The following is a 14,591-nucleotide window of genomic DNA, read 5'->3' as shown; positions in this document are numbered from 1 at the left end:
CCGGTGTTACGACCCTTCGGGCGAGCCGATCTCACCGCATCGATTTCGTTGCGGCCTGCTCGACGTAGCTGAACTACGCCTGCGCAGTCCGCTCCTCATCGCTACGGCAATCTCGACTCGCGCACAATCCCGGGAACCCCGGATCCGGAGTCGTGCCCGCGCGACCCTCCGACGGCTTGCTCCGGAGCCGTGCGCGGGCCGAGATTGCTGTTCCAACAAGGAAGCGGCTCTCGAGGCGTAGTTGAACTACGTCGAGAGGGCTGCAACGCAGTTGGAATAGTGAGATCGGCACGCCCGAAGGGTGAAAACGCCCGATTAAGGCGAAAAAAGAGATCCGGGCGTTTTCACGCACGGCTCCGGAACGGAGGCCGGAATTGGAGGTGAAAAGAGCAAAGGATCGGGTATAATGCGTTGTCTAACAGGATGTGCGAAGAGAAGGACACCGTAACGGACAGGGATCTGGCGGCGGAAGCCGCGGCCGGCGATGTCGAGAGCTTTATGTCCCTGGCCCGAAAATATCAGCAAAGGATTCACGGCATGATCTTCGGGATGACACGCAATCTTCAGGATGCCGACGATCTGACCCAGGAGACCTTTCTGGCCGCCTTTCGTTCCATCCGAGGTTTCCGGAGTCAATCGGCCTTTTACACGTGGATCTACAGGATCGCCGTCAATCTGACTCTCAATCATTTGAAAAAAAACAAACGGGAAAAAGACAGAGCCGAATTCCGCGAAACCATGGTTGTTCCCGGGGAGAGAAAGGATACGGCGTTCTGTCCCGAAACCGGAGCGACCCGCAAGGTCCTGCATCATCTCCTCGAAGATGCCGTGAACAGCCTGGCTCTTCCTTACAAGGCCACCTTCACCCTGGTCGTCAATCAGGAGATGAGCCATGCCGAAGCCGCCCGCATCCTCGGCTGTTCGGAAAACACCGTGTCCTGGAGGATGCACAAAGCGCGGAAAATGCTTCAGGCCCGGTTGAAATCCATCGGAGAGATGTGACATGACATGTCGTACGGCTGAACGTTGGATGTCCGATGAAATGGACGGGTGTCTGCCTGAACACCGCCGTGCCCGGCTGGCCGCCCATATCGAAAAATGCCGGGATTGCCGCCTTTACCGCACCCGTCTGGGAATTGTCGGGAAAGAATCCGGAAAAAACATGCCTCCGGTTCTTGGGCAGGGATACTGGGAGGATTTCGAGGCCCGATTGAGGTCGCGTCTCGAATCCGTTGCCGTCGCTCCCATACAGACAGTCGCCCCTGTCCGGACTCTCCGGCCGGCCTGGAGATGGGTTTGGGCGGGAGCAACGGTCACGGTCCTGGCCGTTCTGGCGATTCTGGTTCAACCGCCCCGCCGTCCCCCGGACGTCTTCCTGGCTTTCTATCCGGGCGAGGCAGTTGTCTTTTTTGAAAATGAAATGACCGGGAATCCGGTCATGCAGGAGAACTTCAACCGCATCCTTACCGACTCGATCGAGGAAGCGGTCCGGGATTCCGAGGCCGAGGGGGATGGGGTGCTGTGGGATGATCCGCTCTTCTGGGAAAGCCTCAGCCTTGAGGAGATGGAAATGATCGAGGCCGATCTCATGGGGGAGAATGGAAGATGAAAGGCGCCAAACTCACGAAAATCCTGATTGCGGCCGGTCTTCTGCTCTGCGTGTGTTCGATTGAGCCGGCTTTTTCCCAGGAGCATCGCCAGAGAGCCCGAGTCAGGGAAAATATTCTGACACTCCGGCTCGTGCGAATGACCCAGGCTCTGGAACTCACGCAAGAACAGACGGCGGAAATTTATCCCGAACTCTTCCGTTTGGAAAAGGAAAAAGCGGAGCTCCAGGCCCGCCTTGCCAAACATATCGCCGAGATGAGATTGATGTTGGCGAAAGATGTTCCGGCGGGACACGACATCGCGGGAATCGTCGAAACCGTGACTCATCTCCGTCGGGACATCCGGCGCAAAGACGAAGAGTTCGAAGCTTTTCTCGATGAAAGACTGGATCCCGTCCAAAAAGCCAGATATTTTCTTTTTACCATCGATTTTTTCCGAGGGCTGGGAGAAAAGATCGACCGGGCCCGAATGCCGGCTCCACGGGAAAAAAGAAAAACGATGTTTTGACTTGACAAAAATCCGGAAATCCTTTAGGATGGCGCACGTGGTTCACTATTTTCCCGGGTTTTTTCCGGGGAAATAAGAAACTCGAGTCGTTTTCCTTTCACCCGCAGCCCCGGCGACAACAACGAGCGGCGCCGGCCGATGAGCACATGCCAGCGTAGCTCAGCAGGTAGAGCGGCTGATTTGTAATCAGCGGGTCAGGGGTTCGAGTCCCTTCGCTGGCTCGGTCAACCTTGACACGAGGGCGGACGGGAAGGAATACCGGGAGAGTCGGGCCATACGCGTTCCGCGTGAAGTCGAGAGTGAGGAGAAAAGGCTGTGGGCAGGTACCAAAGTGGCCAAATGGGGCGGGCTGTAAACCCGCTGCGGAAACGCTTCGGAGGTTCGAATCCTTCCCTGCCCATGATTGCGGCCAAGCGCGGGAATAGCTCAGTTGGTAGAGCGTCAGCCTTCCAAGCTGAATGTCGCGGGTTCGAGCCCCGTTTCCCGCTTTTTCTGCAGTCGGGAAGCCCAAGTAGCTCAGTCGGTAGAGCACGTCCTTGGTAAGGACGGGGTCACCAGTTCAATTCTGGTCTTGGGCTTTTTTGAGATAGACCAACGCCCGGGCGGTGCGATGTCTTAACAATTTCCGTCGGCGCGGCGGCCGTGAGGCTGAAAGAAGGCGAGAATGCGAGAGATCATCACTTTGCAGTGTTCGGAGTGCAAGCGAAGGAATTATTCCACCACGCGCAACAAGAAGACCAAAACCGAGCGGCTTCAAATCAGCAAGTACTGCCCCTTTTGCAGAAAACATATTTCCCACAAGGAAGTCAAGTAGGGCGGGGCGGGAAACGGAAAGCGACGGGAAGGACAGAGACGACAGGTGAGTAGCTCAACGGGTAGAGCAGCGGTCTCCAAAACCGCAGGTTGCGGGTTCGAGTCCTGCCTCACCTGCCAATTCCCTTCCCTGAAGATCCCCGGAGGCCGGGCCGCCGGTGTCGGGACGGAAGGACTCCTGAAATGAGTGAAAAAAAAATCTGGTACAAAAGGTTCCTGAGCTTCCTCAGGGATGTGAAAGCCGAGCTCAAGAAGGTCACATGGCCGTCCCGCGCAGAGGTCACGAGCACGACGATCGTGGTCATTATCGCCACCGTCTTTTTCGGCTTTTACCTCTTCTTCATGGATGTGATTTTCTCCTGGGTGATTACCCACATCAAAGACTTATTCGGATAAACGGACAGGAATTCAGCTATGGAAAAAAACTGGTATGTCGTTCATACCTATTCCGGTTTCGAAAAATTCGTGGCCGAGTCGATCCGCCAAAGGGCCATCGAGTTCGGCATCCCGGATCAGATCGGACAGATCATCATTCCGACCGAGGATGTCATCGAGATCCGGGCGGGAAAAAAGGTTGTTTCAACCAAGCGGTCTTACCCGGGCTACATCCTTGTGGAAATGGATATGACGGACGAGAGCTGGCTGATGGTTCGCCAGACGCCCAAGGTGACGGGATTCGTCGGTTCGGGCCGGAAGCCGTCCCCTCTGAGCAAAACCGAAGTCAGTCAGATCGTCGAACATATGGAGACGACTTCGGAGAAACCCAAGCCCAAGCATTCTTTCGAAAAAGGCGAAGCGGTCCGCATCATCGACGGGCCGTTTTTCAATTTCAACGGGATCGTCGAGGAAGTCAATCCGGAGCGAAGCACCATGAGAGTCATGGTGACGATCTTCGGTCGATCCACCCCCGTAGAGCTGGAATTTCTGCAGGTGGAAAAACTCTAAGGAGACACAGATGTCCAAGGAAGTCGTCGCCCTGATCAAGCTTGAGATCGTCGCCGGCCAGGCCAGTCCGGCGCCGCCCGTCGGTCCGGCGCTCGGCCAGCACGGTGTGAACATCATGCAGTTCGTCCGCGAGTTCAACGACAGAACCGGAAAAATGGAGGAGGGAACGGTCGCCCCTGTCCTGATCACGGTTTACAAGGACAAGCGGTTCACGTTTGTCGTCAAAACGCCTCCGGCCTCCTACCTTCTCAAGAAGGCGGCCGGCATCGCCAAAGGATCGGGTCTTCCGAACAAGGAGAAGGTCGGGCGCGTGACCCGCAAGCAGGTCGAGGAGATCGCCCGGATCAAGCTTCCGGACCTGAACGCCTACGACATCGACGCCGCCCGTCGGATCATCGAAGGGACGGCCAGAAACATGGGATTGGAGATCGTCAGTGAGTAAGCGAGGCAAGAAGTACATCAAAGCGGTTGAAAGCCGGGACAGCGAAAAAACAAGCTATTCGCTGGAAGAGGCCGTCCGGCTTCTCAAGACGGCCAGTTTTGTCAAGTTCGATGAATCGGTGGATGTGGCCATGCGCCTCGGCGTCAATCCCAAGTACTCGGATCAGATGGTCCGGGGAACGGTCGTTTTGCCCCACGGCACGGGCAAAACCAAGAAGATCTGTGTCATCGCTTCGGGAGAGAAGGTCAAGGAAGCCGAAGAAGCCGGAGCCGACTACGCGGGCGGGGACGACATCATCGAGAAAATCGCCGGCGGTTGGATCGATTTCGACATCGTCATCGCCACTCCCGATGTCATGCGCGGGGTCGGCAAGCTCGGGCGCATTCTGGGTACCAAGGGACTCATGCCGAATCCCAAGTCCGGGACCGTGACCTTCGATGTGCGCAAGGCCGTCGAAGAAACCAAGGCCGGGCGCGTGGAATTCCGCGTCGATAAGACCAGCATTGTCCACGGAGCGGTGGGAAAGGTGTCTTTCGCCGAGGACAGGCTGATTGAGAACGTCCAGACCTTCCTGCAGGCCGTCATCCAGGCCCGCCCGGCGGCCGCCAAGGGAAAATACGTGCGGAGCATGTTTCTGTCCTCGTCGATGGGGCCCTCATTTAAAATTGCCGAAGACGCCGTCGAGAAATAGGAGAATCGTTAGTGAAGAAGCAACAGAAAGAACAGATTGTCGATGAACTGAAGAAGATCCTGACGGAACAGGCATCCTGTTATCTCGTGGACTACAAGCGGATGCCCGTGGCCCAGTCCGTCGAGTTGAGAAAGCTTCTGCGCGCCCATTCCGGGGCCGTCCGGGTCATCAAGAACAGGCTGGCTCTGAGGGCTCTTCAGGATGGGTGTCCCGAAGAACTTAAGCCCCACTTCCGCAATCCGACGGCCCTGGCTTACAGCACGGACAATCCTCTGGCTCTGGGCCGGGCGATCAGGGATTTTTCGGCCGGCGGCAAGGTGTTGTCCGTCAAGGCCGGTCTTATCGAGGGACGGTATCTGGCGCCGGAACGGTTTGATGAAATCGTCGGCATCCAATCCCGCGAAGATCTTCTGGGTCGGTTTGCCGGATTGATGGCCGCCCCGCTGACGAAGCTTCTTCGAACATTGCAAGCCCCCATATCCAATCTGGGTCTGGTTTTGAAACAGCTCGAAACCAAGAAATAAGGTTGGAAAACAGGATAAACCAAGGCTTAATTCAAGGATTAATCAAAGGAGATTACGGAGATGGAAAAAGAAGCCGCAAAGCTCACCAAGGAGCAATTTTTTTCGCACCTGGACAGCCTGACCATCCTCGAGCTGGCCGACTATGTCAAAGAGTTCGAAACGAGATACGGTGTCAGCGCCGCGGCCGCGGTCCCTGTGATGGCCGCCGGCGCCGCCGTCCAGGCGGAAGCCAAGGCCGCCGAAGAACCGACCGAGTTCACCGCGGTGCTGAAAGACGTCGGAGACAAGAAGATCAACGTCATCAAGGTCGTCCGCGAAATCACCAGCCTCGGTTTGAAGGAAGCAAAGGAACTGGTCGACAACGCGCCCAAACCGCTGAAAGAGGGCTTGAACAAGGAAGACGCGGAAGCCATCAAAGCCAAGTTTGCCGAAGTCGGCGCCATTGTTGAATTGCAGTAAGCCGGCGGTCCGGAGCTTTCCAGTCCGGAAGCGGGCGTCGGAGGCGGAAGTCTTTGTATTGTTTGTGAGGGCCAATGGCTAACGAAACAACCAACTCGTATCGCACTCGGGAAGATTTCGGAAAAATCCGGACGTCTTTCGACATGCCGGATCTCCTGGAAATCCAGAAACAATCCTACGGGGAACTTCTGCAGATGGAAGCCCTTCCTGAAGAAAGGAAGGACACCGGCCTTCAGGCCGCCTTCAAGGACGTTTTCCCCATCTCGGATTTCAAGGAAACCACCGAACTCGAATTCCTCAGTTATTCCATCGGCAATTGGGAATGCAAGTGCGGACGGCTCAAGGGCGTCGAGAACGCCCGCAACCGCTGCCAGGCCTGCGGAACCCTCCTTCCGGCCGACATCGATTTGACCTCCAAGGAAATCTGCCCGTATTGCAGCGCGACCCGAAAGATCGAAACCCCCGCCTGCGAACACTGCGGTGACCGCGTCGGACTCAAACTCAAGTACACGCCCAATGAGTGCATCCACAAGAGCTATACCTATGCGGTACCCTTGAAGCTCAAGGTTCAACTGGTGTCCTGGGAAAAGGACGCCGCCACGAAAACGAAAAGATTGAAGCACATCAAGCAGCAGGAAGTCTATTTCGGCGATCTGCCTCTGATGACGGACAAGGGCACCTTCATCTTCAACGGCATCGAGCGCGTCATCGTCAGCCAGCTCCAGAGATCTCCGGGCGTTTTCTTCCGCCAGAGCGAAACCAAGGGATATTATATCGGAAAAATCATCCCGTACCGCGGCGCCTGGGTCGAATTCGAATTCGACACCAAGAACCTCCTCTGGGTGCGGCTGGACAGAAAAAAGAAGTTCCTGGCCTCCGTGTTTCTGCGGGCTCTGGGATTCGGCTCGGACGAAGACATCCTGAGACTCTTTCATAAGGTCCACACCATCGTTCCTGAAAACGGAAGCCTGTTCTGGGACGTTTCCGAAAATCTTGTCGGCCGCTTGTCTCCGGATACGGATGTCCTGGATGCCAAGAGCAAAACCGTGCTGGCCCCCGCAAAGAAGAAAATCACGGCGGAAACCCTGCAGACCCTTCAGGCCAAAGGGATCGCCCGGATCCCGGTCTACAAAAAAGAGCTTGAAGGCGCGATGGCTCTCACCGGCGTCAAGGGAAAAATCAAGGTCAACGAAGAAATCACCGACATCCAGTGGGAACTGGTGGCCGGGCGCAACGAGCCCTTCGAGGTCTTCTTTCCCGAATCTGATCCGGCCGGAACGATCCTCGTCAACACCCTGAAAAAGGACCTGCGGAAAGACACCAATCAAGCCCTGGGAGAGATCTACCGGAAGCTGCGTCCCGGGGAGCCCCACACCATGGATAGTGCCCACAATCTGTTCCGCAATCTGTTCTTCAATCCCCAGAAATACAATTTCTCCCGGATCGGGCGTCTGAAATTCAACATTAAGCTCGACTTGAACACGCCCATGGAGGAGAAAACGCTGTCTCCCCTGGACTACGTCGAAGTTCTCCGTTATCTCCTTCGCATGCGGCTCGGCGAAGGCATGGAGGACGATATCGACCACTTGGGCAACCGGCGGGTGCGTTCGGTCGGCGAACTTGTCGAGAACGCCTTCCGCATCGGTCTGACCCGCATGGAGCGGACAATCAAGGAAAAGATGACCATCACGGCCGACCTGGCCGCCGCCATGCCCCAGGATCTCATCAATTCCAAACCCGTGATCGCGGCTCTCAAGGAGTTTTTCGGAAGCTCCCAGCTGTCACAGTTCATGGACCAGATCAACAGTTTGGCCGAAATCACCCACAAGCGGCGCCTGAGTGCGCTCGGCCCCGGAGGTTTGAGCCGGGAGAGGGCCGGGTTTGAAGTCAGGGACATTCAGGCTTCCCATTACGGACGCATCTGTCCGGTCGAGAGTCCGGAAGGACCGAATATCGGATTGATTTCATCCTTGAGTTGTTTCGCCCGGGTCAACAGTTACGGATTCATCGAAACGCCCTACCGCAAGGTCCGGGACGGCCGGGTCATCGACTATGTCAGGGTGATTCATCCCGGAAGCAGCGATTTCAAGGTCGGGCAGGAAATCGAAAAGAAGGAGATGGAGAAAACCTGCGAGGCCCTCAAGGCCCAGAAGGGCAAATCGTTGCCCGTGTTTGAACCTCACGTCTTTTATCTCACCGCCTGGGAGGAAGAGAAATACAATATCGCCCAGGCCAACGCCGAACTGGATGCCCGGGGGCGTTTCGTCAACGAGCTTGTCAGCGCCCGGGAAAAGGGAAATTTCAGGCTCATTCCCCGCGACCAGATTCAGTATATGGATGTTTCTCCGAAACAGCTGGTATCGCTCTCGGCGGCTCTCATCCCGTTCCTGGAAAACGACGACGCCAACCGGGCCCTCATGGGATCCAACATGCAGCGCCAAGCCGTTCCGCTGCTTCGTCCGGAAGCGCCCCTTGTCGGGACGGGACTCGAACATGTCGTGGCCAAGGGCTCGGGAGACGTCATCGTCTGCGAGCGTCCGGGCATCGTTGAGTTCGTCGATGCCGAACGCATCATCGTCCGCACCGACGACAAGCAGGGCGGGCGGACACACGATGTCGGGACCGACCTCTATCCTCTGACCAAGTTCCTCCGCACCAACCAGAATACGACGGTCAACCATCGCCCCATCGTCCACAAGAATGAACGCGTCATCCGGGGTCAGGTTCTGGCCGACAGCCTCTGCACGGACAAGGGGGAAATGGCCCTGGGCCGCAATATCCTGTGCGCCTTCATGCCCTGGCGCGGGTATAACTTCGAAGACGCCATTGTGGTCAGCGAGAAGCTCATCAAGGAAGACGTCTTCACATCCCTGCACATCATCGAGGAGACCATTGAAGCGCGGGACACCAAGCTCGGTCCCGAAGAGATCACCCACGATATCCCCAACGTGCCCGAGAACCTGCTGCGCAACCTGGATGAGAACGGCATCGTCCGAATCGGCGCCCATGTCAAGGCCGGAGACATTCTCGTCGGCAAGGTGGCGCCCAAGGGCGAGACGCAGCTTTCTCCCGAGGAAAAACTGCTCAAGGCCATATTCGGCGAGAAGGCCCTGGACGTCAAAGATGCCTCCCTCTACTGCTCTCCGGGCGTTGAGGGAACGATCATCGACGTCCGGATTTTTTCGCGCCGCGGGCCGGAGAAAAACCCCCGGGCCAAGCTCATCGAAAAAGACGAGACGGCCAAAATGAAGCGGAATCTTGAGGATGAGATCAGCATCCTCGAAAAGGAAAAATGGAGAAAGATCAAGACGCTGCTCAAGGGCGCGGTTCTGGAGAAAGCCCACAAAACAGGAAAAACGGCCCTGGAAAAAGGCGCCAAGCTCACGGAGAAAGTCCTGGACGAAATCGGAATTGAGGACGCCCTGAAACTCAAGCTGAACGCCGACGAGGAACGGGATCGGGAAATCCGCGATATCGACAAGAAGGTCAAACGCCAAAGCGAAGCCCTGCGGTCCGTGTTCAAGGAGAAAATCGAAAACCTCAAGAAGGGCGACGAGCTGTCGCCCGGCGTGATTCAGGCCATCAAGGTTTTCATCGCCATGAAGAGGAAACTGTCCGTCGGGGACAAGGTGTCCGGCCGCCACGGCAACAAGGGCATCATCGCCCGCATCGTTCCGGAAGAGGACATGCCGCGTCTTCCCGATGGAACTCCGGTGGAAATCATTTTGAACCCGCTGGGCGTGCCGTCCCGCATGAATGTCGGACAGATTCTTGAAACCCACGCCGGCTGGGCGGCCCGAAAACTCAACATGTGGATTTCCACACCGGTCTTCGACGGCATCCGCGAGGATGAGATTAAGGTCCTTCTCAAGAAGGCCGGTTTGCCTGAATCGGGAAAAACACCGCTTTTCGACGGAATGACGGGCGACCTTCTGGCCCAGGAAGTTTCCGTCGGTTACATTTACATGATGAAGCTCTATCATCTTGTCGACGACAAGATCCATGCGCGTTCCACAGGACCCTATTCGCTTATCACCCAGCAGCCTCTCGGCGGCAAGGCCCAGTTTGGGGGCCAGAGGTTCGGAGAGATGGAAGTCTGGGCGCTTGAAGCCTATGGTGCGGCGCACATCCTGCAGGAAGTCCTGACGGTCAAGTCGGACGACGTCGAGGGCCGGGCCAAGATCTACGAAGCCATCGTCAAGGGAGACCTGGAGTTTACGCCGGGACTTCCGGAATCGGTCAATGTCTTGATCCGGGAGCTCCAGAGCCTCTGCCTCAGTTTTGAGCTCGAGAAGAGCGGCAAGCAGGACGTCCTGCCATGGGGGATTGCGGTTCCCCAGGCTGCCAAAGGAGATGCGTGATGGAAGCCAGGCCACAGCTGGGCGGAAGGCCCAAAATCGAATTCGACCAGGTCAAGATCAGTATCGCTTCAGCGGAAAAGATCAAAGGCTGGTCCTGGGGGGAAGTGACCAAGCCTGAAACCATCAACTACCGGACCTTCAAGCCGGAAAAGGACGGGCTGTTCTGCGCCAAAACCTTCGGGCCCATCAACGATTTCGAATGCCTCTGCGGAAAATACAAGAGAATGAAGTACCGGGGCATCATCTGCGAAAGATGCGGCGTCGAGGTCACGAAGTCCAAGGTTCGCCGCGAACGCATGGGCCACATCCAGTTGGCCTCCCCGGTTGCCCACATCTGGTTTTTTAAAAGTCCTCCGAGCCGGATCGGCCTTGTCCTGGATCTTTCGATCAAGGACCTGGAAAAAGTCCTGTATTTCGAATCCTATATCGTTCTCGATCCCGGAGAGTCGGGACTGAAGGAAAAGCAGCTCCTCACCGAGGAGGAGTTCAAGGAAGCCCAGGAAAAATACGGCGACGCCTTCACGGTGTCCATCGGCGCCGAAGCGGTCAAGACGCTGCTTCAGAAAATCAACATCGCCAAGGAGGCGGACCGTCTCAGGCGTTTGATGAAAAAAGAGACGTCCCAGCAGAGAAAACTCCGATACTCGAAGCGTCTCCGCATTTTCAAGGCGCTTAAAAAATCGGGCAACCGTCCGGAGTGGATGGTGCTGGATGTCATTCCGGTCATCCCACCCGACCTCAGGCCTCTTGTCCGGCTCGACGGCGGCCGTTTTGCGACATCGGACCTGAACGACCTGTATCGCCGCGTCATCAACCGGAACAACCGTCTCAAGAAGCTCATCGAGCTCAAGGCGCCCGAACTCATCATCCGGAACGAAAAACGGATGCTGCAGGAGGCCGTGGACGCTCTTTTCGATAACGGGAAGAGAGGCCGGGTCCATCTCGGGGCCAATCGCCGGCCGCTCAAGTCGCTGAGCGAATCTCTCCGGGGCAAGCAGGGCCGGTTCCGCCAGAACCTGTTGGGCAAACGGGTCGACTATTCGGGACGATCGGTCATTGTCGTCGGTCCGGAACTCAAACTCAATCAGTGCGGTCTGCCCAAAAAAATGGCGCTTGAGCTCTTTAAGCCTTTTATTTTCAATAAATTGGAAAAAGAAGGCCTGGTCCCGAGCGTCAAGATTGCCCGGGAGTGGCACGAGCAGGAAAGGCCCGAAGTCTGGGATTTCCTTGAGGAAGTCGTCAACGAACACCCCATTCTCCTGAACCGGGCTCCCACGCTCCATCGCCTGGGCATCCAGGCTTTCGAGCCCATTCTTGTGGAGGGCAAGGCCATTCAGATCCATCCCCTGGTCTGCGCCGCCTTTAACGCGGATTTCGACGGCGACCAGATGGCCGTCCATGTTCCCCTTTCGGTTGAGGCCCAGATCGAGGCCCAGACACTCATGCTTTCGACGCACAACATCCTCTCCCCGGCCAACGGGCGGCCGCTGACCATTCCCAGCCAGGACATGGTTCTCGGCTGCTATTACCTCACTTGGGAGATGAAGGGGCAAAAAGGGGAGGGGAGGATATTCTCTTCCTTCGACGAGGCGCTTCTGGCCATGGAAAGCGGTCAGGTCGGGCTTCAGAGCCGGATCAAGGTCCGTTTCAGCGGTCCGTTCATGAATTTGGTCAGTTACTACGACGACCAGGCCGTGATGAATTGTCCGGTTACGGAGATGAAAAAAGAACTCATTGAGACAACTCCGGGCCGCATCATCTTCAACTCCATTATTCCCAAGGGATTGCCGTTCATCAACGCCGTTCTGCGGAAGAAGGGACTCGAAAATCTGGTTTTCTTCGCCTATCTCAAGTCCGGATTGCCGGCCACGGTCGAAATGTTGGATGCCCTCAAGGAACTGGGCTTTACCCATGCCACCCTGGCCGGGTTTTCCCTGGGGATCGACGATTTCGTCATTCCCAAGACAAAATATGAACTCGTGGACAAAGCCTACGGGGAAGTCCGGGACATCGAAAACCTTTACCGGGAAGGCACGATCTCATCGGGCGAGCGGTTCAACCGGATCGTGGAGATCTGGGGAACGGTCACCGACAACATTTCGAATGCGATGATCGAGGAAATGAAGCGCATGAGTCTTGAGGGCGGCGGGCTCAATCCGCTGTTCGTTATGGCCGATTCAGGGTCCCGGGGCAACAAACAGCAGATTCGCCAGTTGGCCGGCATGCGGGGTCTCATGAGCAAGCCCTCGGGTGAAATCATAGAAACGCCCATTGTTTCCAACCTGAGAGAAGGCCTGAACGTGCTTCAATACTTCATCTCGACCCACGGCGCCCGCAAAGGTCTGGCCGACACCGCCTTGAAGACGGCCAATTCGGGGTATCTCACCCGAAAGCTTGTCGACGTCGCCCAGGAAGTCATCGTCGATGAGCATGACTGCGGAACCCTCAAGGGCTCCAACGTCACCGCGATCGTCGAAAACGGCGAGATCATCGAGCCGTTCATCGACCGCGTCGTCGGCCGGATTTCTCTCGAGCGCATTCTTCACCCCGACACCAGCATGCCCATCGTCGAAATGAACGAGGAAATCACCGAAACCATCGCCGGCGAACTCCAGAACCTCGGTCTCGAGCGCGTCAAAATCCGCTCGATTCTGACCTGCGAATCCAAGAAGGGTGTCTGCCAGCTCTGTTACGGCCGCAACATGGCCACCGGGCGAATGGTCGAACTCGGCGAAGCGGTGGGCATCGTCGGGGCCCAGTCCATCGGAGAACCGGGAACGCAGCTGACCATGCGGACGTTCCACGTCGGCGGAATCGCCATGCGCGGCGCCGAACGGTCGATGCTCGAAGCGGGCACCGACGGCATCATCAAGTTCACCAACCTCAAGTCCGTCGCCAATAAAGACGGCACCCTCGTCGTCGTCAATCGGAACGCCAACATTGCCGTTCTCGACCACCGGGGCCGTGAGATCGAACACTATCAGGTGCCGTACGGCGCCAAGGTTCTTATCCGCGACGGACAGGAGATCAAGGCCCGACAGGGATTTGCCGAATGGGATCCCTTCAGCAACTTCATTTTGACTGAAGAAACGGGCCGGATTCGATTCCGTGATGTCGTCCTCGGCATCAGCATGGAAGAGGTCCAGGACGAATTTACCGGACTGATCACCCAGGTCATCATCGATCCCAAGGACGAAAAACTTCAGCCCCAGGTTGAGATTCTCGATGATAAGAAAACGGACGACAAGGGCGAACCCGTCATTCTGAAGAAATATTATCTGCCGTCGGGCGCCAATTTGGAAGTCAAGGACGCCAAAAAAGTCTTTGCCGGCGACGTTCTGGCCAAGATTCCGCGTGAAGTCGCCCGAACCAAGGATATCACCGGAGGGCTGCCGAGAGCCGAGGAACTGTTCGAAGCCCGCCGGCCGAAAACCCCGGCCGTCATTTCGGAGATCGACGGAGCCGTCTCCATCGGCGGGCTTGTCCGGGGTCACCGGAAAATCACCGTCCACAACGACCGGGGAGGGGAGAAGGAGTATCTCATTCCCAAAGGATCCCACCTCAGCGTGGCCGAAGGCGAAAGGATCAAGGCGGGGACCGCCCTCATGGACGGATCCGTCAATCCTCACGATATTCTGCGGGTCCTGGGCGAGAAGGAGCTGGCCGAGTATCTTCTTCGGGAAGTCCAGGCCGTTTACCGCCTTCAGGGCGTCACCATCAACGACAAGCATATCGAGGTGATTGTCCGGCAGATGCTGCGTTGGGTCAAAGTCGAGGAGGTCGGAGACACCGATTTTCTGGTGGACGAACAGATCGACAAATATGTTTTCCAGGCGGAAAACGAAAAAATCATGCGCAAGGGAGGCCGACCGGCCAAGGCCCGGCCGCTGCTCCTGGGCATCACCAAGAGCGCCCTGAGTACCGAAAGCTTCATTGCGGCCGCCTCGTTCCAGGAAACCACCCGGGTTCTGACGGAAGCCAGCCTCTACGGCAAAGTGGATCATTTGCGGAGGCTTAAGGAGAATATCATCATGGGCCGCCTTATTCCGGCCGGAACGGGTTCGCGGTTCTATCGGAACGTGGAACTTCGGGAGGAGGATGTCCCTCATGTCGAGAAAGTGGTGGAAGCTGAGGAACCCGATGTTTCCCTGGTGGATGAGGATCTCGTAAGCGGTTGAAATATCCTGAAATTTCTTGACATGAAAGACCAATTTTGCTACACTCGCAACATTCGTCGCGGG

12 protein-coding genes and 5 tRNA genes are annotated in these 14,591 nt (G+C 56.7%); all 17 read left to right on the top strand.

Features of this window, described 5'->3' with window-relative positions; translation table 11 throughout:
- Window positions 1-423: 423 nt before the first annotated feature.
- The 17 genes from SCM96_01700 (at window position 424) to rpoC (ending at window position 14,528) form a co-directional block, all read left to right on the top strand.
- Window positions 424-1,002 carry a sigma-70 family RNA polymerase sigma factor gene (locus SCM96_01700; protein MDW7759334.1) on the top strand — a complete coding sequence of 193 codons (579 nt, stop codon included), beginning with the start codon at window positions 424-426 and terminating at the stop codon, window positions 1,000-1,002.
- A 1-nt stretch (window position 1,003) separates the two neighbouring features.
- Window positions 1,004-1,609 (top strand): zf-HC2 domain-containing protein, encoded by a 606-nt coding sequence (locus SCM96_01695; protein MDW7759333.1) that lies wholly within the window; start codon window positions 1,004-1,006, stop codon window positions 1,607-1,609.
- Window positions 1,606-2,115 (top strand): hypothetical protein, encoded by a 510-nt coding sequence (locus tag SCM96_01690; protein MDW7759332.1) that lies wholly within the window; start codon window positions 1,606-1,608, stop codon window positions 2,113-2,115. Before SCM96_01695 ends, SCM96_01690 begins: the two co-directional genes overlap by 4 nt.
- Window positions 2,116-2,263: 148 nt before the next feature.
- Window positions 2,264-2,336: transfer RNA gene (locus SCM96_01685), tRNA-Thr, on the top strand.
- A gap of 96 nt (window positions 2,337-2,432) precedes the next feature.
- A tRNA-Tyr gene (locus SCM96_01680) sits at window positions 2,433-2,515 on the top strand.
- Window positions 2,516-2,530: 15 nt separating this feature from the next.
- A tRNA-Gly gene (locus SCM96_01675) sits at window positions 2,531-2,603 on the top strand.
- 17 nt (window positions 2,604-2,620) lie between these two features.
- A tRNA-Thr gene (locus tag SCM96_01670) sits at window positions 2,621-2,693 on the top strand.
- Between the two features lie 86 nt (window positions 2,694-2,779).
- Complete coding sequence (rpmG, locus tag SCM96_01665; GenBank protein ID MDW7759331.1) at window positions 2,780-2,929, top strand: 50S ribosomal protein L33; 150 nt, start codon at window positions 2,780-2,782, stop codon at window positions 2,927-2,929.
- Window positions 2,930-2,972: 43 nt separating this feature from the next.
- Window positions 2,973-3,048 (top strand) — tRNA-Trp (locus tag SCM96_01660).
- Window positions 3,049-3,111: 63 nt separating this feature from the next.
- Window positions 3,112-3,324, top strand: a complete 213-nt coding sequence (gene secE / locus SCM96_01655) for a preprotein translocase subunit SecE (GenBank protein ID MDW7759330.1) — start codon at window positions 3,112-3,114, stop codon at window positions 3,322-3,324.
- An 18-nt stretch (window positions 3,325-3,342) separates the two neighbouring features.
- Window positions 3,343-3,873, top strand: a complete 531-nt coding sequence (gene nusG, locus SCM96_01650; protein MDW7759329.1) for a transcription termination/antitermination protein NusG — start codon at window positions 3,343-3,345, stop codon at window positions 3,871-3,873.
- Window positions 3,874-3,883: 10 nt separating this feature from the next.
- On the top strand, window positions 3,884-4,315 hold the full coding sequence (gene rplK, locus SCM96_01645) for a 50S ribosomal protein L11 (protein MDW7759328.1): 432 nt from the start codon (window positions 3,884-3,886) through the stop codon (window positions 4,313-4,315).
- Complete coding sequence (rplA, locus tag SCM96_01640) at window positions 4,308-5,006, top strand: 50S ribosomal protein L1 (GenBank protein MDW7759327.1); 699 nt, start codon at window positions 4,308-4,310, stop codon at window positions 5,004-5,006. Before rplK ends, rplA begins: the two co-directional genes overlap by 8 nt.
- Window positions 5,007-5,017: 11 nt before the next feature.
- Window positions 5,018-5,530 carry a 50S ribosomal protein L10 gene (gene rplJ, locus SCM96_01635; GenBank protein MDW7759326.1) on the top strand — a complete coding sequence of 171 codons (513 nt, stop codon included), beginning with the start codon at window positions 5,018-5,020 and terminating at the stop codon, window positions 5,528-5,530.
- Between the two features lie 60 nt (window positions 5,531-5,590).
- Window positions 5,591-5,989 (top strand): 50S ribosomal protein L7/L12, encoded by a 399-nt coding sequence (rplL, locus tag SCM96_01630; protein ID MDW7759325.1) that lies wholly within the window; start codon window positions 5,591-5,593, stop codon window positions 5,987-5,989.
- 74 nt (window positions 5,990-6,063) lie between these two features.
- On the top strand, window positions 6,064-10,350 hold the full coding sequence (gene rpoB / locus SCM96_01625) for a DNA-directed RNA polymerase subunit beta (protein MDW7759324.1): 4,287 nt from the start codon (window positions 6,064-6,066) through the stop codon (window positions 10,348-10,350).
- Window positions 10,350-14,528 carry a DNA-directed RNA polymerase subunit beta' gene (gene rpoC / locus SCM96_01620; GenBank protein MDW7759323.1) on the top strand — a complete coding sequence of 1,393 codons (4,179 nt, stop codon included), beginning with the start codon at window positions 10,350-10,352 and terminating at the stop codon, window positions 14,526-14,528. The genes rpoB and rpoC overlap by 1 nt, the downstream gene beginning before the upstream one ends.
- Window positions 14,529-14,591 lie beyond the last annotated feature (63 nt).

It is taken from the genome of Acidobacteriota bacterium (assembly GCA_033549365.1).
Taxonomy (GTDB): domain Bacteria; phylum Acidobacteriota; class Aminicenantia; order Aminicenantales; family Saccharicenantaceae; genus JAWSUF01.
This window is presented reverse-complemented; position numbering and strand designations above follow the sequence as displayed.